Raw genomic sequence first — 18,108 nt, 5'->3', positions numbered from 1 at the left:
CGACCCTTGCGGGCCGCCCCTGTTCCCTTAGGCGGGTTTGAATTCGGCGAGCAGCGACTCGCCGTTCGGCTTCAGGCCGGGCAGGATCGTGTCGCGGTGAATCGCCCCCACGACCTCATGGGTGAAGAAGACGTAACAGCCGCTCTCGTCCATAAGCGCCTGCATCTTCTTGTAGATCTCGTCGCGCTTGGCAGTGTCGCTTTCGACGAGGCCCTGCTCGTGCAGATCCTTGTACTCGGCGCTGTTGAACCGTTCCCAGTTCCAGACGCCGATCTGCTCGGGTGTGAACCAGACCGTGGCCCAGCTCGGATCGGGCTGCATCGAGAATCGGCTGAGGATGAGCTGGAGATTCATGAAGTAATCGCCTTCCTTCGCCCCGAGCGTCCAGAACGTGCCACTGTCGTTCTGCTTGATCTCGCAGGTGACGCCGACATCGGCGAGGTTGGCCTGGATGACCTGCGCCGCCGCCAGCCGTTCGGACTGGTTGAGGATGTCGAGCGTGACACTAAGGCCCTCTGCCCCGGCCTCGGCCAGCAACTCGCGCGCCTTGTCTGGGTCATAGTCGTAGGTCACGCTGTCGCGCGATCCCGGCAGGCCCGGCGCGATGATGCCGTTGCCCACGGCAGCGGCCCCGAAATAGGCTGCGTCGACTACAGACGTGCGGTCTATGGCATGCTGGATCGCCCGACGGACGCGAACGTCCTGGAGCGCCTCATTGTCTTGGTTCATCCCCAGCCAGACATAGGCGAGCGATGGCTTTTCCAGCACCACGCTGCCCGCGGGCGGGTTTTCCTTCAGGCGCGGAAGCGACGAGACCGAGGTCCATGTGTAGTCAAGGTCGCCAGCTTCGAAACCGCGCTCCGCGGTCGCCGGGTCTTCAATCGGGATGATGTGGATCTCGTCGAACCCGCCCGGTTCGTGCTGCCAGTCGGGGTTTCGGCGCAGGATCGTCTTCTGCTTTGGCACCCATTCGGCCAGCAGGTACTGCCCCGACTGCGCAACCGGCGTCGTGGTCATCTTGTCGCCCAGCTCCTCCATCGCGCGTTTCGACAGGATGCAGGAAGCCGCCGTAGGCAGGGTCGTCGTCCAGAGCGGAACGAACTTGTTCTTGAGATGGATGAGGCCGGACAGCTTGTCCTTGACCTCGACCTCCTTCAGCGCCGACCAGTCGCCCGCATAGGGGCTTTCCATAGCCGGGTCGGCAAAGCGCTCGATCGAGAATTTCACGTCCTCGGCCGTCATCTGGCCGTAACCATCAGTGAAGCCGATATTGTCTTTCAGCGTGAACGCCACCGTGACATCGTCGAGCTGTTCGATGCTGTCAACGGCCACGGCCTTCCAGTCCCATGTGTCGCCGGGCTGCGGGGTTACCATGGGTGCGAAGATCGCGGTGATGATATCGCCCTCGGGCACGGACAGGCGGAACGCCGGATCGAGAACCTGAATGTCCGAATAGGACCTAAGTGTAAGAACCTTCCCGTCCTGCGACAAAGCCACGCGTGGCACCGCCACCGTTGCAGCCCCGAATGCACCTGCCGCAGCGAGGAACGAACGACGCGAAACCCCGGAATGATAGATCGTCATCGGTTATAGCTCCCTGTTGTTTGTCGTATTTCCGTCTTTTCGGCTCTCAAGCCGAGCCACCTTCTCCTTGCTGATTTGTCTGGTCCTTTCGGACCGTCTGGGCCCCCACCACCACGTCTTTCGGAATGACGATCGGGGCGATTGCCCAGATCAGTCTAGCAGGCTTGTCCGTCCGATTTCTTGCGTTGTGAATGATTTCGGTTGGAAAGCTGAAACTGTCCCCTTCCTGAAGCGTGATGAATTCGTTCTCGAGTTGCAGTTCGAGTTTGCCTTCCAGAATGAAACCATGCTGTTCGCCGGCGTGCTGATAGATCGTATGGCCCGGCCGCTCGGAGTGCGGTTCGTATTCCGCGATGCCCATCAAGATCTGACCGGCGATCGAACTGGAAAGAAGTTCGTCACTGAGGCCGATCTGGGTCTTGTCTTCCCGGTAAAGCCGGTTGAGGTCCCGGCGGTTCCGCTTGCGCACGACATAGGCCCGCTCCATCGGTCCGGACCCGGGACGACGGGCAAAGAACCAGTCGGGGTCGATGTCCAGGGCCGTCGCGATCTTGTGGACGACCTCGATCGACGGGCTGGTGGCGCTCCGCTCGATCGCGCTGAGATGGCTGACGGAGATCCCTGTTGCCGCCGCCACGTCCTTCAGCGTGAGCAGGCGCGCCTTGCGCACCTGACGCATCTCCGAGCCGAGCGAGATCAGGTTCTCGGCGGCGACGAGCGCATCTTCGTCGAGGGTCGAGTCATTTCCGTCCATCAGCGATCGACATCCATCAAAGGTGAGTCGCACGGGAATACTGACACAATATTCGCCTACGAAAAGAATTTTATAGAGAAATTCTTTGCTAGTATTACGCTGACCGAAAACGGCTGACGGCTGTCCGTCCAGGAGGGCGTTTCAAGTGCCTGAGAAGATTGATCATTCGAGCGCTGGTGATGTACGGGAATCGGAACATGTCTGGATCCCGATGGAGGACGGCACACGCCTTGCCGCACGGATCTGGTGGCCCGGGGGGGCGGGTCCCTTCCCGGCGATCCTCGAATACATCCCCTACCGCAAGCGCGACATGGTGCGCGCCCGGGACGAGCGCAATCATCCCTATTTCGCAGCGCACGGCTATGTGTGCCTCCGCGTCGACATGCGCGGCTCGGGCGACAGCGAGGGTGTCATGCCCGACATGTATGCCGATGCGGAACTCGGCGACGCGCGCCAGGTGATCGAATGGATCGCGGTGCAGGACTGGTCATCCGGCGCGGTCGGCATGTTCGGAACCTCGTGGGGCGGCACGGCCAGCCTGCAGGCCGCGGTCGATGCGCCCGGACCGCTGAAGGCGGTGCTCGCCAACTGTGCGACGGCGGACCGGTTCGAGGACGACATACACTGGATGGGCGGTTGCCTTCTGACCGACAGTTTCGAATGGGGCGCGACATTGCCCGCCATACTCGCCGCCCCGCCCGACAGTGCGACGCTCGGCCCCGACTGGCGCGTCGTGTGGGAAGACCGGCTCAGGGACGCCACCTTCCCGCTAGAAGCTTGGATCAGGAACCGAACGCGCGGCGCGTACTGGCGGCACGGGTCAGTGCGCTTCACGGCCGAGCGTCTGTCCTGCCCGGTCCTGACGATAGGCGGTTGGGCTGATCGCTACTCGAACTCCGTCATATGCCTCGCGAGGGCGCGGCCCGATCTCTGCTGGGGGATCGTCGGCCCCTGGGGACATCATTACCCTGACCATGCTGAACCAGGCCCGGCCGTTGGATTTCAGGACCTCGCGCTTCAATGGTGGGATCATTGGTTGAAGGGCCACGACAACGCGGTGGCCGATTGGCCGTGGCTGCGGCTTTGGCGGCGGGAATTTGATCCGCCGCAGGACCGGCTACACGATCGGAACGGCGACTGGATCGAAATAGCTCGGCCCGGCTCGCCCGGCTGGACCCGTCTGCACCTGCGACATGACGGTTGCCTCGCCGCTGATGCCGGTGCCGCGGCGACACTTGCCATCCCCTCGGACCTGCGACACGGGATCTGCGCAGGAGATACCGGCTATTTCGGTCGCGTCGGCGGCCTTCCCCTGGATCAAAGCGGTGATGACGCGCGAGCGCTATGCTTCGACAGCGCCCCCTTGGCCGCCGCCCTTGACGTCATCGGCCATCCCGTGGTCTCGGTGACGGTCCGTCGCGACCGACCACGCGCGCAGTTGGTCCTGCGGGTCTGCGACGTGGCTCCGGACGGGCGATCCAATCTCGTGACGCGCCATGTCGTCAATCTGGCACTGGACGACAAGCTCGACAACGACAGACCTTTCGCTGCCGGCGAACCCTCCGCATACCGTCTTACCCTTCCGGCCACTGCCTATCGCTTCGCCGTCGGTCATCGCATTCGGCTTTCCGTCGCCGCTTCCTACTGGCCCCTCGTCTGGCCCGAACTGCCGCTCGCCCGTTGCTCGATCGTGACGGATGGGGCTACGCTGGATCTGCCGACCGAATGCCGTGCCCGTCCCCTTTCGCATCAGTTTCCGGCAGTCAGGCGGCTGCCCGCCACGGCGAACTGGAGCGTCCGATCCGAGGGCGCGCTTGTCCGCGACACCGACCTCGGGGAGCCGGATTGCCTGCGAATGAGCTGGAAGCAACCGATCTTGTCCTACCAGTTCCAGCAGACCGCGACGACATTCGCCTACCGCACATCGGCCGAATACAGGGCGGACCTTGACGAGGCCGTCGCCGCGACCTGCACGATGGAACACTGTCAGGAAATCGCCCGTCCCGATGGCACCTGCAAGATCGAATGCACTCTAAGTTCCAGGATGACTTCTTCCGAGTTGATAGTGAATTCCCGCCTTGCGGTCCGGTGGAACGACGACGAGGTCGCCACGCGCGTCTGGGGCTCGATTTTCCGGCCGTCCGACCGGGGCGGTCAGGGTTGAAATTGAAGGGACATCTGAACGCCGCGTGCCAGATTGTGCGCCGACGGAAGGCAGGGCCGAGGTTTCGGCGCGGTCGCCTAGCCACGGTCTTCTCCTTGCTGGCAGCATCACGCCGCGCGATCGTCGAGAAATTGGTCCAACGGATCAACTTCTGACGCGGCTCAAACACGGAACATCCACGTGTCCAGATTGCTCAGATTTCCGGAATCACCTCTCCTTCAAGGCGAATGGCTTGTCTTCAAGCGGCAGAAAGGAAAGACCTGCGCCCCGATCCGGCTGGAAATCCCGATCATCCCGGAACAGCGACGCATCATCGACGTCGGTACCACAAGCGACCTCACGTTCCTGGTGAACGGTTACGGGCGGGCATTCAAGAATGCCGGATTCGGCCATCGCTTCCGAAAATGGAGCGACGAGGCGGGCCTGTCGGAGCGTTCCTTCAACGGGCCAAGGAAAGCGGCCGCCGCCGCGCGCTTGGACTGGATGGCCCCCACGGAATTCGAGATCTTGGCGATCACCATCACCAGACCTCCAAGGGGGTAACGAGGTACAGAAAAAGCGCCATTCAGAAAGTTCGCGCCCAAGCGGCCCTTCGCAAGATGACAGACGGGTAGAGTTGGAACAAACCTGTCCTGTCTTTGACCCCGGTTGCGCACGGTGTGACAAGACCGGTCCTTAAGCGTCTGATTTTTCGGGAATAAAAAACCAAGTGGCAGCCCGTAGGGGAGTCGAACCCCTCTTTTCAGGTTGAAAACCTGACGTCCTAACCGATAGACGAACGGGCCGCGCTTGGCGTGGGGCGGTGTTTAAGCGAGTGCCGTGGGGCGCGCAAGAGGCTTTTTTCAGTTTTTTCACCGGGCGCGAAGATTAGCTCCGCGCCGCGTCTTCGAGCCTCAGTTGCGGCTTCGATCGGCCCTGCCAGTGGTTGAGTTCGAGCCGCCCCGCGAGGTGCAGACGGAGCCCGCCGTGGCCTTCCAGCATGGGGCCGAGACCGCTGTCGAAGGCACCGAAGGCGATCGCCTCGACCGCGGTTGACTGGCCGTCCGAGAAGCCCAGTCTCAGGTGGGTCTCGCCGATCCGGCGGGTATGGGTGATCGTCACGCTGGGAAAGGCGAAGCGCGGCGCCGGGGCGGCCTGGCCGAAGGGGCCGGCGCGCTCGATCTCCTCGATGAGGGAATGGGTCACCGCGCCCGGCATCAGGAGCCCGTCGAGCCGTAGGTCACGCGGGCCGATGCGGTCCGCGCCCTGGCGGGCAAGCAGGCCGCCGAGCCGCTCCATCGCCGCCTCGAGCCGGTCGCGGGCGACGGTCAGTCCGGCCGCCATGCGATGCCCGCCGCCCTTGAGCAGGAGCCCGTCCGTCGCGAGCCGCTGGATCGCGGCGCCGAGATCGACCCCCTCGACCGAGCGGCCCGAGCCCTTGCCCTCGTCGCCGTCGAAGCCGATGACCACGGCGGGGCGGTTTGTCGCCTCCTTGAGCCGCGCCGCGACGATGCCGACGACGCCGGGATGCCAGCCGTCGCCGGCGGCCCAGACCAGCGGCCCGTCAAGGCCGCGCGCCTCGGCCTGGGCGAGGGCGGCGTCGCGGACCCGGTTCTCGATCTCGCGGCGTTCGGTGTTCAAGGCATCGAGCCGTTCGGCAAGTGCCTGTGCCTCATGCGGATCCTCGGTCGCCAAGAGCCGCGCGCCGAGATCGGCGGCACCGATCCGTCCGCCGGCATTGACGCGGGGGCCGAGCAGGAAGCCGAGGTGATAGGGCGTCGGCGCGCGGTCCATCCGCGCCACGTCGGCGAGCGCGCGGAGCCCGATCCGCTCGCGCCGGGCCATAACCTTCAGCCCTTGCCGCACCAGCGCCCGGTTGACGCCGACAAGCGGCGCCACGTCGGCCACGGTGGCCAGCGCCACGAGGTCGAGCATCGCCATCAGGTCTGGGCCCTTGGCACCCTCTTCGCGCAGGAGCCGGTTCGCCTCCACCAGCATCAGGAACACGACCGAGGCGGCGCAGAGATGGCCGAGCGATCCGTCTTCGTCCTGCCGGTTGGGGTTCACCACGGCAAGCGCGGGCGGCAGCGTCTCGGCGCCGAGATGGTGGTCGAGCACCACCACGTCGGACCCTGCCGCCGCCGCGATCGGTCCGTGGGACAAGGTTCCGCAATCGACGCAGAGGATGAGGCCGTGATCGCGCGCGAGTGCGGCCATAGCCGGTTCGTTCGGGCCGTAGCCCTCGTCGATCCGGTCGGGGATGTAGAGCGTGGCGTCCCGGCCCATTGCGCGGAGCCAGGTGAGGAGGAGCGCCGCCGACGATCCGCCATCGACATCGTAATCGGCAAAGACCGCGATCCGCTCGCGGTCCCTGACCGCCTGCAGGAAACGCCGGGCGGCGGGTTCCATGTCCTTCAGCCCGCGCGGATCGGGCAGGAGGTCGCGCAGCTGCGGCTCGAGAAAACGCCCGGCCTCCTTCGGTACCACTCCGCGCGCCACCAGCACGCGGGCAAGCGCCGCCGGCAACCCGGTCTCCTGCGTCATCGCCTCGGCGAGCCGGTCGGCCTCGACCGACGGGCCGGTCCAGCGCCGGCCGGTCGCGGAAGACTCAACCCCGAGATATGCGGTCATGTGCCTCCTGACGCGGAAACCGGCCGAAAGACCCGCCCGCCCTTCATCTTGCCCGCAATACCCCGGGGGTCGTCCATTGGGGCGCCATTGGTTCGAGACCCAATGGACGACGGGCAGGCCCCCCGTCGTCAGCGGATCGGGTTGCGGTAGATCATCCGCCGCACCGATCCGGTCTTCGAACGCATAAGGATCGTCTCGGTCTGGATGAAATGCGGCTCACGCTTCACACCTTGCACGATCGAGCCGTTGGTCACGCCGGTCGCCGCGAAGATCACGTCGGCCTGCACCATCTCGTCGCGCGCATAGACGCGGTTCAGGTCGGTGATCCCGGCCTTGGCCGCACGGCCGCGCTCGTCGTCGTTGCGGAAGAGAAGCCTTCCCCAGATCTGCCCGCCCATGCATTTCAGCGCCGAGGCCGCCAGCACACCCTCGGGTGCCCCACCCGAGCCCATGTACATGTCGATACCGGTCAGTTCCGACTCAGCGCAGTGGATAACGCCCGCGACGTCGCCGTCGGTGATAAGCCGGATCGCCGCGCCGGTGGCGCGGATCTCGGCCACCATGTCGGCATGGCGCGGCCGTTCGAGGATGCAGACCGTGATGTCGGTGGGCTTGCACTTCTTCGCCTTGGCAAGCTCGACGACCCGCTCGGTCGGGCTCATCTCGAGCGAGACGACGTTCTTCGGCAGGCCCGGGCCGACGGCGAGCTTGTCCATGTAGACGTCGGGCGCGTGCAGCAGCGTGCCGCGCGGCGCCATCGCGATGACGGTCAGCGCGTTCGGCATGTCCTTGGCGGTCAGCGTCGTGCCTTCGAGGGGATCGAGCGCGATGTCGACTTCCGGCCCGTTCCCGGTACCCACTTCCTCGCCGATATAGAGCATCGGCGCCTCGTCGCGCTCGCCCTCGCCGATCACCACGGTGCCCTTGATGTCGAGGAGGTTGAGCTGGTCGCGCATCGCGTTCACCGCGGCCTGGTCGGCGGCCTTCTCGTCGCCGCGGCCGATCAGGCGCGCGGAGGCGTGGGCGGCGGCTTCGGAAACGCGGGCGAGGCCCAGCGAGAGCATGCGGTCGTGGAATTCCTGGGCGTCGGCCATGGTCTGTCCCTTAAGGTCGGTTTCTCTGCATCTAGCCGGTCACGCCCCTTTGGGGCAAGGGCGAAGGGCCGCTGCACGGCCCACCGACGGTACCGGTCAGACGGTTTCTATCCGGATCGCCACCGGCTCGCCGCTGACGACGCCGGTTGCCGGCAACCGCTTCAGCGCGTGGTCGATCGCGTCGCGCGTCGTCTTGTGGGTGACGATCAGCACCGGCGCGGTGGAGTCGGCATGGTGGTACTGCCGCATCCGGTCGATCGAGATTCCCTCCTCGCCGAGCACCGTCGCCACCTTGGCGAGCGCGCCGGGCTTGTCCGAGAGCGCCATCCGCAGGTAATGCGGCGCCGGGGCCGTGGCCTTGGCGGGCACCGGATCGGCGAGCGTCGCCGCGGGTTGGCCGAAGGTCGAGATCCGCGCCCCGCGGGCGATCTCGATCACGTCCGACATCACCGCCGAGGCTGTCGGGCCTTCGCCGGCGCCCGCACCCCTCAGCACGATCTGGCCGACGCTGTCGCCCTCGAGGACGACCATGTTGGTGCCGCCCTGGAGCTGGCCAAGCGGGCTTTCGGCCGGGACGAGGCAGGGCGACATCCGCTGTTCGAGCCCGCGTCCGGTCATCTGCGCGACGCCGAGAAGCTTGATCTTGTAGCCCATGTCGCCTGCGCGGCGGATGTCGTCGATCGAGATCCGGCCGATCCCTTCCAGTTCCACCGCGTCGAAGGCGACCTTGGTGCCGAAGGCGATGGCGGCCAGCAGGCTCAGCTTGTGACCTGCGTCGATCCCGCCCACGTCGAGATTGGGGTCGGCCTCCAGGTACCCGAGCTGGCGCGCCTCCTCGAAGACCTCGGCGTAGGGAAGTCCGGCGCTCTCCATCCGGGTCAGGATGTAGTTGCAGGTGCCGTTCATCACACCCATCACCCGGCGGATCTCGTTGCCCGCGAGCCCCTCGGTCAGCGCCTTGACGACCGGGATGCCGCCCGCGACGGCGGCCTCGAAGCGGATCACGCGGCCGTGCTCCTCGGCCGCGAGCGCGAGCTTCTGGCCGTGGATCGCGAGCATCGCCTTATTGGCGGTCACGACGTCCTTGCCGGTCTCGATCGCGGCCTTGGTCGCGGCAAGCGCCGGTCCGTTCGAGCCGCCCATCAGCTCGACGAAGACATCGACGTCGTCGCGCCGGGCGAGGGCGACCGGATCGTCCTCCCACTCATAGCCGGAGATGTCGGCGTCACGGTTCTTGGAGCGGTTGCGCGCGGACACGGCGGTAACCACGATCTCGCGCCCGGCGCGGCGCGCGAGCAGGCCGGCATGGTGCTGGACGATCTTGACGGTGCCAATGCCCACCGTGCCGAGGCCGGCGATGCCGAGACGCAGGGGGGTGGACATGAGGTTCTCCGTGGTGATTGGACCGCGCGGGCAAGTCGCGCGGCTCTTATCCTGTCCGGCGCCGCCTTGCAACGCACCCGCGCGAAATGGCGCCGGACGAGGGCGCGGCGGCCACGCTCCGGCGTCGCTCAGGCGTCCGGATCGAACTCGCGCAGTGCCTCGGCCCGCGCCTTCAGCGCCTCCGCTTCGGATTCGAGATCGGGCGTCGGATCGGCCTCGGGCGTGGGCGGCGTAATGGAATCGAAGGTTTCGAGCTGCAGGAACTCTGGATAGGGGGCGTCGCCGACCGCCGGGTTCGCGGCGGCCTCGACCTCGGGAAAGCGGGCGCAGGCAGCCAAGGCCGCACAGGTCAGGACAGGAAAGAGGAGGGCGGCGCGCATCGTCAAGGTCTCCGGCAGGCGGGCGGCAGAGTAGTCCGGTCGCCGCGCCGCCTGCAAGCGGCCACCGCCGGGGATTGTATTGAACGTGCGTTCAGATACTCTGCCGCCATGGCACGCAAGACCGGCTCCCATTCCGAAATCACCGGCCCCCGCATCCGGGCGGCGGCGCTGAAGCTCTTCGCCCGGCACGGATTCGCCGCCGTCTCGATGCGCCAGATCGCCGCCGAGGTCGGGGTCCAGGCGGGCGCGCTCTACCTTTACACGCCGGACAAGGAGACCCTGCTCTTCGATCTCCTGAAGGAGCACATGGACGAGCTGATCGCCGCCTGGGAGGCCGAGCCGCAGGGGAAATCGCCGCGAGAGCGGCTCGAGGCCTTCGTGCGCTTCCATATACGGTTCAACCTCGATCGGCCGGACGCGGTGTTCCTGTCCTACATGGAGCTGCGCAATCTCGGGCCGGCGAACTTCGCCGCGATCGAGGCGCTGCGGCGCGATTACGAGAACCGGCTCGAGGAGATCCTCGACGAGGGCCAGGCGGCGGGCATCTTCGCAGCGCCCGACACAAAGCTCGCCACGCTCGCGATCATCGCGATGCTGACCGGGGTCAACACCTGGTACCGCGAGGGCGGGCGCCTGAGCCGTGACCGGGTCGGCGCCATCTACTGGGACATGGTCCGCAAATCCGTCGCCGCCTGACCGTCACCTTCACATCTTGCCCGGAATATCCTCGGGGGGCAGACGCCCCCCCCCCGGGGTCGCCCCGCCTCACCCGGCGGGGCGGATAAAGGTCCCGTTCCGCAGATCGGCCATCGCCTGCATGAGTTCGGCCTTCGTGTTCATCACGATCGGCCCGTGCCAGGCCACTGGCTCCTCGAGCGGGGCGCCGGAGATCAGGAGAAAGCGGATGCCCCGGTCGCCGGCCTGCACCGTCACCTCCTCGCCGGTGCCGAAGCGCACCAGCGTGCGGTCGCCCGACAGGTCGCGGATATGGACCTCCTTTCCCGCCACCTCCTTCTCGAGCAGCACGCCCTCGGGCAGGCTCGCCTCGGAAAACCGCCCGTCACCGTCGAAAACATAAGCGAATGCGCGGCGATAGGTGTCGATCTTGAAAGTCTTTCTCACCCCCGCGGGGACGAAGACGTCAAGGTATTGCGGGTCGGCCGCGATGCCGTCGACCGGGCCGGTTTGGCCCCAGAACGCGCCGACGATCACCCGCACCCGCGTGCCGTCGTCTTCGATCACCTCGGGGATGTCGGCGGCCTTCACGTCCTGGTAGCGCGGTGCCGTCATCTTGAGCCGAGAGGGCAGGTTGGCCCAGAGCTGAAAACCGTGCATCTGTCCCTTCGCGTTTCCGAGCGGCATTTCCTGGTGCAGGATCCCCGATCCCGCGGTCATCCACTGCACATCGCCCGCACCGAGCCGGCCGGCATTGCCGAGGCTGTCGCCGTGCTCGACGGTCCCTGCGAGCACATAGGTGATCGTCTCGATGCCGCGGTGCGGGTGCCAGGGAAATCCTTTCAGGTAATCCTCCGGCCGCTCGTTGCGGAAATCGTCGAAGAGCAGGAACGGGTCTAGCTCGGTCGGATCCTGAAAGCCGAAGGCGCGGTGGAGCCGCACGCCGGCGCCTTCGAGCGTCGGCCGGGCAGAACGGGCTTCAAGGACGGGGCGGATCGACATTTGGGTTCCTCCTGGGGCTTTGCCGTAATATAGGGCAAAAACCCGCGGGGCGGAGGGCTTCTCCGCCGCGGGGCATCACAGGACCTGTGCCGCTGTGCACAGGAGCGCCAGGGGGCACGGAATGAAAGACGTTCAGGACGAAATCCTCGCCAGAATCACGCCCTCGGCGGCGCGGCGCGCCTTCGCGACGGGCGTTCTCGCCGCGCTCGGCACGCTCCTGGTGCTGCTCGCGTTCCTGCGTCCGCCCGACTCGGTGCCGCTGCAGCTCTTCGTTGCCGTGCTCGGGATGGCGGTGCTCGTACTCTGCGTGCGGCTGTACCGAGCCACCGGACAGGGGCTTTTGCTCACCGCCGCGGGGATCCGCGACACCGCCGGGCGCGAGGTCGTCCGACTCGCGGACATCCTCAAGGTCGAGCGCGGGATCTTCGCCTTCAAGCCGTCGAACGGATTCCTGCTGCACCTGAGCGCGCCGCAGCCGCGTGTCTGGGCGCCGGGCCTCTGGTGGCGTTCGGGGCGGCGGGTCGGGATCGGCGGCGTGATCTCGGGCGCCGAGGGACGGTACATGGCCGACAGGATAGATGCGTTGCTCGTGCAGGGTTCCGGCGGGCAGACGTCAGCCTGACACGTCCGAATCGATCGACGGATCCCGGGTGCCGTCGTCGTTGCCGTCGCCATTCAGTTCCATCATCCTGTCGCCGTCGTAAACGCAGGCCGGAACCGTCGTGCCGTCGTCGGGATCGTATTTCACGCAGGACGTGAAACGCGGCGAGGTCGGAACGAAGGTCGTGAGCCATTGCGAGGCGAGCCCGACATCGAAGATCGGCTCATAGGCCATGCCGGTTTCGACGATGATCACGGCCTCGCCCTGGGGCATCACCGGAATCCGGGTCACCTGTGGCTGGATCGACCCGGTCGTCTGCGCCGGGGTCTTGCCGGAGGCGTGGGACCAGGCGATTTCGTAACGCTCGTCCTTGTCGTCCCAGATCACGCTCGAGAGCCGCACCCAGGTCGGTTCGGGCGATACGGTCATGTAGTCGAAGAGCCTGTTCAGCCCCTCGATATAGGCGGCGTCAACGGCGTCGTCCTGCTGCACCCGCGAGACCATGTCGGCGATCGTGTAGGCGGCCTTGAGATTGAGGTTCTTCTGGCGGAAGGCGTCGAAGAACTGGATCGAGGCGACGAACCACCAGATCAGCCAGACGCTGGCGATCAGCCCTTCGATCGGCACCGAGCCCCGGGTGTCGGTGGCGAATTCCTGGCCGCGAAGCCTGAGGCGTGAGAGCAGGGACATGGGTCTCAGCCTCCCTTGTCCGGTTCGTTGACAAAGGCGGTCACCGAGACCAGCGAGTAGGCTCCGGACTCGTCCGTGGGCAGCCGGATGCCGATCCCGGATGCCGGAAAGACGGGGTCGAATTTCGCGCAGGCCCGGATCAGCATCATCTCGGTGCCGGCACCCGGCGAGTAGGAGGGCGGAATCACGATGTCGCTGGACCGGCTGGCGCAGGTTGGCCCCGTTTCCAGCTGTGCCCAGGTCTCTGTGCTGACCGGGCGCAGCTCGACCAGGAGGGACGTCTCGCAGTTCGGGAGCAGCACGGTGTGCCGGCAGACGGCGCGGCGGAACGCGGCGTGCGACACCTGCCGGCTTGAATCTTCGTTGGCGAAGCCGTCCCTCGGCTGTGCCCAGGTCCCCAGCCGCAAGTCGCGCACGGTGAGGTCGAGAGCGCGTTCGAGCATCATGTGGCGCGTCATCATCACGCCGATCTCCAGCGAGGACATCATCAGCATGATGAAGAACGGCAGGAAGATGACGAACGGGATCGTCGCCGTCGAGCCATCCTCCTCGCGGATCTTGCGCCGAAGCCAGGCGCGCAGGGTATCGGTCGGGGCCGCCATCAGTGGGTCAGCCTCAGCTTGGTGATCGCGCCCGCGACGCCGGCGAAGGCATCCGAGATGTCCTTGCCGTTGACCGCGTAGAAGCCGGAGTTCTGGCAGGCGGAGAGCAGTTTCTGGGCCTCTGACGGCGCCTCGAACGCGATCGAGAAGATGCGGATGTCGCGGCCCGGATCCTTGGCGGCATCGCAGACGGCGAGGGTCCGCATGTCCTTCGTGCTTGCGGTGGAGGTGTTCGCGACGGATGTGTTCGCGACCGGATCCTCCGCGTCGGGGCGCCACCGGTTGCGCAGTTCCTGGTCCTCGTAGGCGCCGTAGATGATCTCGTCCGAGAAGTAGAACATCGACATCGACGCCCAAACCTCCGGCCAGGTCATTTGCTGGGCCATCGGATGGGTGCCGTCAAACCCGGCGTCGTTCGCCTGCGACATGCCGCAGGTCTCGGTCTCGCCTGCCCCGGTGCAGACATCCGCGTCATAGCTGGCATCGCCCCAGGGGGTGTCACGCCAGGCCTGCAGGGCGAAGACGTAGAACTTGCCGCTTTGCGGATCGAAGAGCGAATACTGCTCCTTGGCATCGTCGCCCAGCTCGTCGCCCGGATCCGTCGTGTAGGCGGCATTGCGCCACAGCGGGCTCATCCCCTCATCGTAGTACGGGTCGCCGTCGTCGTTGTTGCGCAAGCGGTATTCGGTGGAATTTGTGCCATCCGTCATCAGCACAATCACCTTCAGTGCCTCGGCGCCGTTACGCCCTTGAGGGCTGCCGAAATCAAACGGGCGGCCAGCAAAGTCGATCGGCAGCTCGCCCGTCCCGACCATGCCCTCGACGACGCCCCGCATCGACGGATCGAGGAGCGCCGCGCCCCATTTCATGCCGATGTCGATCGAGGTGTTGCCCTCGGCCTCGAGACCGTTGATGAAACTCACGAGCGCCGCCTCGTCGCCCGAAAATGGCAGGATCTGGCGGTTGGCCCCGGTCGGGCAGTTGGTCATCTCGGGCGGGGCCGCCAGCCTGAACGGATCGAAATGGCCGTTGCGCTGGTACCGGCGGTCGTCCGGGCCGAAGCCAAAAGCGATGGCCGTGGTCGTGAAGTCGCTCTCGGTCTTGCTGAAGGCGCCCACCACGTCGCTGAACTCGATGCAGTTCGAGATACCGTGCTCGACCGTCATGTTGAAATAGCTCGCCAGCTCGTCGGACATCGCGACCTGGGTCGCGTAGGGAACGATCGATATGGAGACCTTGCCAGGCTCCACGGAGTCGAAGATCTGCTCGACGAAGGCTTTCGCCGCGTCCTTTAGGTGGACCAGCCGACCGTCGCTGTTCATCGAACCCGAGACGTCGAGCACGAGGGAGATTTCCATTTCGTCGATGGCCTTCTCGACCCTCGACGAGGCCGGGGTTTTCAGCGTCGACACGCCGGCAAGCTCCGCGAACCATGTGTCCATCGTTTCCGCCGCGCGGATCTCGATCTTCTGGAGCACGTCGTCGGCGCCCCGCGTGACGACGATGTCCCTGTGCGTCGGCGGTGTCAGCCCGGCCTTGACGAAATGGTCCCTCACCACATCTTCGGGGGGCCGCGTCTGCCGGGTGTCGGCCGCGGCGAGTGCGGCGCTGTCGACGGTGTTCTGGAGAACCGTGCGCCGCTCCTCGAACCGCATCAGGTCGAACGCGACACCGGCGAGAACAAGCATCATCACGAAGGTAAAGAGGCCGAAGATCACAAGAGAGCCGTCTTCCGCACGCCGGAAGCGATCCAGCCTGACATGAAGGCTGCGGAGCGACGCCCGCAAAGCGTGGGCGCCGCAGGAGGCTTTCCGAAACTGTGACATCCTCTTTACCCTTTCCACGCCTTCTCCATGGACGAGTCATCGAAGTGTTCACGCACGCTTGCGCAGGGTCCCCCTGCGCGGGAGCAATTCTGCGGACTGGTATGGGGTGAAAATATGGCGATGAGCGCGGCATAGCCCGATTGGCCTCGATTCGGTACGGCATCGTGCCCTTTTGCGCGGATCATTGCCGAAAGGGGCGCGCTTTTTGGCCCTCCGGACCCCCGCAGGGCGGCCGGGTTCGCCGGATTCCTGCCTGAAGCGTCGCGGGTTGTGTTTCCTTTGCGCTCTGGTAACCAAGGCGCCGTAGTGTGACCGACGGCGCCGGACATTCCGGAAGAAGCAATGCCGCGGCACGCATCCGGCCGGTAATGGCCGGTGGCCAGCCAGGGAGGAAAAAATGGCCTTCAACGGGGAACCGAGCTTCCGCCAGTCCGTGGATCTGATGTTCAACCGCGCCGTCGCGGTGATGGATCTCTCGCCCGGACTCGAGGAGAAGATCCGGGTCTGCAACTCGACCTACACGGTGCGGTTCGGTGTTCGCCTCAGGGGCGCGATCCACACCTTCACCGGCTACCGCTCCGTCCATTCCGAGCATATGGAGCCCGTGAAGGGCGGCATCCGCTTCGCGACTTCGGTGAACCAGGACGAGGTCGAGGCGCTCGCGGCGCTGATGACCTACAAATGCGCGCTGGTCGAGACGCCGTTCGGCGGCTCGAAGGGCGGGCTCTGCATCGACCCGCGCCAGTATGACGAGCACGAGATGGAGCTCATCACCCGGCGCTTCGCCTACGAGCTGATCAAGCGCGACCTGATCAACCCGGCCCAGAACGTGCCCGCCCCCGACATGGGCACCGGCGAGCGCGAGATGGCCTGGATCGTCGACCAGTACAAGCGGATGAACACCACCGACATCAACGGCGCGGCCTGCGTAACCGGCAAGCCGCTGAACGCCGGCGGCATCCAGGGTCGGGTCGAGGCGACGGGGCGCGGCGTGCAATACGCCTTGCGCGAGTTCTTCCGCCATCCCGACGACATGAAGGCCGCGAAGCTCGACGGCAAGCTTGACGGCAAGCGGGTCATCGTCCAGGGCCTCGGCAACGTTGGCTACCACGCCGCGCTCTTCCTCTCGATGGAGGACGGCGCCCGGATCACCGGGATCATCGAGCGCGACGGCGGGCTCTTCAATTCCGAGGGCATGAACGTGCAGGCGGTGCGCGACTGGCTGGTCGAGACCGGCGGTGTCAAGGGCTGCCCGGAAGGATCGTATGTCGAGGACGGCGCGAAACTCCTTGAAGAGGACTGCGACATCCTCGTCCCGGCGGCGATGGAGGGCGTGATCCATCTCGGCAACGCCGGCAACATCAAGGCGCCCTTGATCATCGAGGCCGCGAACGGCCCCGTCACCGCCGGCGCCGACGAGATCCTGCGCGGCAAGGGCACGCTCATCATTCCCGACATGTATGCCAATGCCGGCGGTGTGACGGTGTCCTATTTCGAATGGGTCAAGAACCTCAGCCACATCCGCTTCGGCAGGATGCAGCGGCGCCAGGAAGAGGCGCGCCACCAACTCCTGATCGACGAGCTGGAGCGGCTCTCGAACGACAAGGGGCTCGGCTGGACGCTGTCGCCGGGCTTCAAGCAGCAGTACCTGAAAGGCGCCGGGGAACTGGAACTGGTGAGGTCGGGCCTCGACGACACGATGCGCGCCGCCTACCAGTCGATCAGCCACACCTGGCACAGCCGCAACGACGTCACCGACATGCGCATGGCGGCCTATATCGTCGCAATCGACCGGGTGGCGAAGAGCTACCGCTCCAAGGGGCTCTGACCGCCCGCGCGTGACGCCGCGTCACGGAGTGCCGTGACCTCGGCCGGTGGCCTTCGGTCGCCGGCTCTGGCATCGTCGCCCCGCCACCAGACGCGAGGGATGCCATGACCCGGATCGACGACCTGCCGCTCGCCAATCTCGCCGTCACCACGGATGAGGCGGGCATCGCCAACGTAACGCTGAACCGCCCGGCCAAGCGCAACGCGCTCGACGCGGCGACGATCGAGGAACTGGTGACGCTGTTCTCGGCGTTGCCGCGCGCGGGAGTACGGGCCGTGGTGCTGAGGGCCGAGGGGCCGCATTTCTGCGCCGGTCTCGATCTCGTCGAGCATCTCCATGCCGAGCGGACGGCGGCCGATTTCATGCATGTGTGCCTCCGCTGGCACGAGGCCTTCAACAAGATGGAGTATTCCGGCGTGCCGATCATCGCCGCGCTGAAGGGCGCGGTCGTGGGCGGCGGGCTGGAGCTCGCTTCGGCCGCGCATGTCCGGGTCGCGGACGCCTCGACCTATTTCGCTCTGCCGGAAGGGCAGCGGGGGCTCTTCACCGGCGGCGGCGCGACGATCCGCGTGGCCGACCTCGTCGGCAAGGCGCGGATGATCGACATGATGCTGACCGGCCGGGTCTACCGGGGCGAGGAGGCGGTTTCGGTCGGAATGTGCCAGTACCTCGTCGAGGACAGCGAGGCCAAGGCCTACGACCTCGCGCGGGCGGCGGCGCAGAACCCGCCGCTGTCGAACTTCGCGATCTGTTCGGCGATCAGCCACATGCAGAACATGTCCGCGCTCGACGCCGCCTATGCCGAGGCCGTGGTCGCGGGAGTGGTCAACACGCAAGCAGAAGCACGCGGCCGGCTCGAGGCCTTCGCCGACAAGACCGCCGCACGGGTCCGGCCCGACTGACGGTTTCGGCTTG

At 66.1% G+C, this 18,108-nt stretch carries 16 protein-coding genes and 1 tRNA gene; 6 read left to right on the top strand and 11 right to left on the bottom strand.

Annotated elements, in window-relative coordinates:
* Positions 1-27: 27 nt before the first annotated feature.
* Complete coding sequence (locus tag R5H32_RS13340) at positions 28-1,584, bottom strand: ABC transporter substrate-binding protein (RefSeq protein ID WP_318339177.1); 1,557 nt, start codon at positions 1,582-1,584, stop codon at positions 28-30.
* Positions 1,585-1,630: 46 nt separating this feature from the next.
* Positions 1,631-2,338, bottom strand: a complete 708-nt coding sequence (locus R5H32_RS13335; RefSeq protein ID WP_318339176.1) for an XRE family transcriptional regulator — start codon at positions 2,336-2,338, stop codon at positions 1,631-1,633.
* A 145-nt stretch (positions 2,339-2,483) separates the two neighbouring features.
* On the opposite strand from R5H32_RS13335, the gene R5H32_RS13330 reads away from it, so the two are divergent.
* Together R5H32_RS13330 and R5H32_RS13325 are read left to right on the top strand one after the other, a co-directional pair.
* Positions 2,484-4,502 (top strand): CocE/NonD family hydrolase, encoded by a 2,019-nt coding sequence (locus tag R5H32_RS13330; RefSeq protein WP_318339175.1) that lies wholly within the window; start codon positions 2,484-2,486, stop codon positions 4,500-4,502.
* 180 nt (positions 4,503-4,682) lie between these two features.
* The gene (locus R5H32_RS13325) at positions 4,683-5,045 is read left to right on the top strand and encodes a hypothetical protein (RefSeq protein WP_318339174.1); all 363 of its coding nucleotides are present in this window, start codon (positions 4,683-4,685) and stop codon (positions 5,043-5,045) included.
* A gap of 167 nt (positions 5,046-5,212) precedes the next feature.
* Here R5H32_RS13325 and R5H32_RS13320 read toward each other — a convergent pair.
* The 5 genes from R5H32_RS13320 to R5H32_RS13300 form a co-directional block, all read right to left on the bottom strand.
* Positions 5,213-5,287, bottom strand: a tRNA-Glu gene (locus R5H32_RS13320).
* Positions 5,288-5,369: 82 nt separating this feature from the next.
* Positions 5,370-7,112 (bottom strand): single-stranded-DNA-specific exonuclease RecJ, encoded by a 1,743-nt coding sequence (gene recJ / locus R5H32_RS13315; protein WP_318339173.1) that lies wholly within the window; start codon positions 7,110-7,112, stop codon positions 5,370-5,372.
* 128 nt (positions 7,113-7,240) lie between these two features.
* Positions 7,241-8,206 carry a class II fructose-bisphosphatase gene (glpX, locus tag R5H32_RS13310; protein WP_318339172.1) on the bottom strand — a complete coding sequence of 322 codons (966 nt, stop codon included), beginning with the start codon at positions 8,204-8,206 and terminating at the stop codon, positions 7,241-7,243.
* Positions 8,207-8,302: 96 nt separating this feature from the next.
* Positions 8,303-9,589 carry a homoserine dehydrogenase gene (locus R5H32_RS13305; protein WP_318339171.1) on the bottom strand — a complete coding sequence of 429 codons (1,287 nt, stop codon included), beginning with the start codon at positions 9,587-9,589 and terminating at the stop codon, positions 8,303-8,305.
* 128 nt (positions 9,590-9,717) lie between these two features.
* Positions 9,718-9,969, bottom strand: a complete 252-nt coding sequence (locus R5H32_RS13300; RefSeq protein WP_318339170.1) for a hypothetical protein — start codon at positions 9,967-9,969, stop codon at positions 9,718-9,720.
* A 108-nt stretch (positions 9,970-10,077) separates the two neighbouring features.
* On the opposite strand from R5H32_RS13300, the gene R5H32_RS13295 reads away from it, so the two are divergent.
* Positions 10,078-10,665, top strand: a complete 588-nt coding sequence (locus R5H32_RS13295) for a TetR/AcrR family transcriptional regulator (protein WP_318339169.1) — start codon at positions 10,078-10,080, stop codon at positions 10,663-10,665.
* A 69-nt stretch (positions 10,666-10,734) separates the two neighbouring features.
* Here R5H32_RS13295 and R5H32_RS13290 read toward each other — a convergent pair whose 3' ends face one another.
* A complete protein-coding gene (locus R5H32_RS13290) occupies positions 10,735-11,646 on the bottom strand; it encodes a pirin family protein (protein ID WP_318339168.1) in 912 nt (303 codons plus the stop codon).
* Between the two features lie 121 nt (positions 11,647-11,767).
* Here R5H32_RS13290 and R5H32_RS13285 point away from each other — a divergent pair, with 121 nt between their 5' ends.
* Positions 11,768-12,268, top strand: a complete 501-nt coding sequence (locus R5H32_RS13285) for a hypothetical protein (protein WP_318339167.1) — start codon at positions 11,768-11,770, stop codon at positions 12,266-12,268.
* On the opposite strand, the gene R5H32_RS13280 is transcribed toward R5H32_RS13285, so the two are convergent.
* The 3 genes from R5H32_RS13280 to R5H32_RS13270 are packed head-to-tail and all read right to left on the bottom strand — an operon-like array spanning position 12,260 to position 15,365.
* On the bottom strand, positions 12,260-12,937 hold the full coding sequence (locus tag R5H32_RS13280) for a hypothetical protein (protein WP_318339166.1): 678 nt from the start codon (positions 12,935-12,937) through the stop codon (positions 12,260-12,262). The two genes, R5H32_RS13285 and R5H32_RS13280, sit on opposite strands and share 9 nt — an antisense overlap.
* Positions 12,938-12,942: 5 nt before the next feature.
* Complete coding sequence (locus tag R5H32_RS13275; protein ID WP_318339165.1) at positions 12,943-13,539, bottom strand: pilus assembly protein; 597 nt, start codon at positions 13,537-13,539, stop codon at positions 12,943-12,945.
* Positions 13,539-15,365, bottom strand: coding sequence for a pilus assembly protein TadG-related protein (locus R5H32_RS13270; protein WP_318339164.1), 1,827 nt, complete (start codon positions 15,363-15,365; stop codon positions 13,539-13,541). The genes R5H32_RS13275 and R5H32_RS13270 overlap by 1 nt, the downstream gene beginning before the upstream one ends.
* Before the next feature lie 397 nt (positions 15,366-15,762).
* Here R5H32_RS13270 and R5H32_RS13265 point away from each other — a divergent pair, with 397 nt between their 5' ends.
* Together R5H32_RS13265 and R5H32_RS13260 are read left to right on the top strand one after the other, a co-directional pair.
* Entirely contained in the window at positions 15,763-17,193 is a 1,431-nt protein-coding gene (locus R5H32_RS13265) for a Glu/Leu/Phe/Val dehydrogenase (RefSeq protein WP_318339163.1), read from the top strand.
* A gap of 104 nt (positions 17,194-17,297) precedes the next feature.
* Positions 17,298-18,095, top strand: coding sequence for a crotonase/enoyl-CoA hydratase family protein (locus R5H32_RS13260; protein ID WP_318339162.1), 798 nt, complete (start codon positions 17,298-17,300; stop codon positions 18,093-18,095).
* Positions 18,096-18,108: the final 13 nt, after the last annotated feature.

The organism is Defluviimonas sp. D31 (assembly GCF_033436765.1).
Classification (GTDB): Bacteria; Pseudomonadota; Alphaproteobacteria; order Rhodobacterales; family Rhodobacteraceae; genus Albidovulum.
Note: the sequence above shows the minus strand (reverse complement) of the source record. Positions and strands in the feature narration are given on the sequence as shown.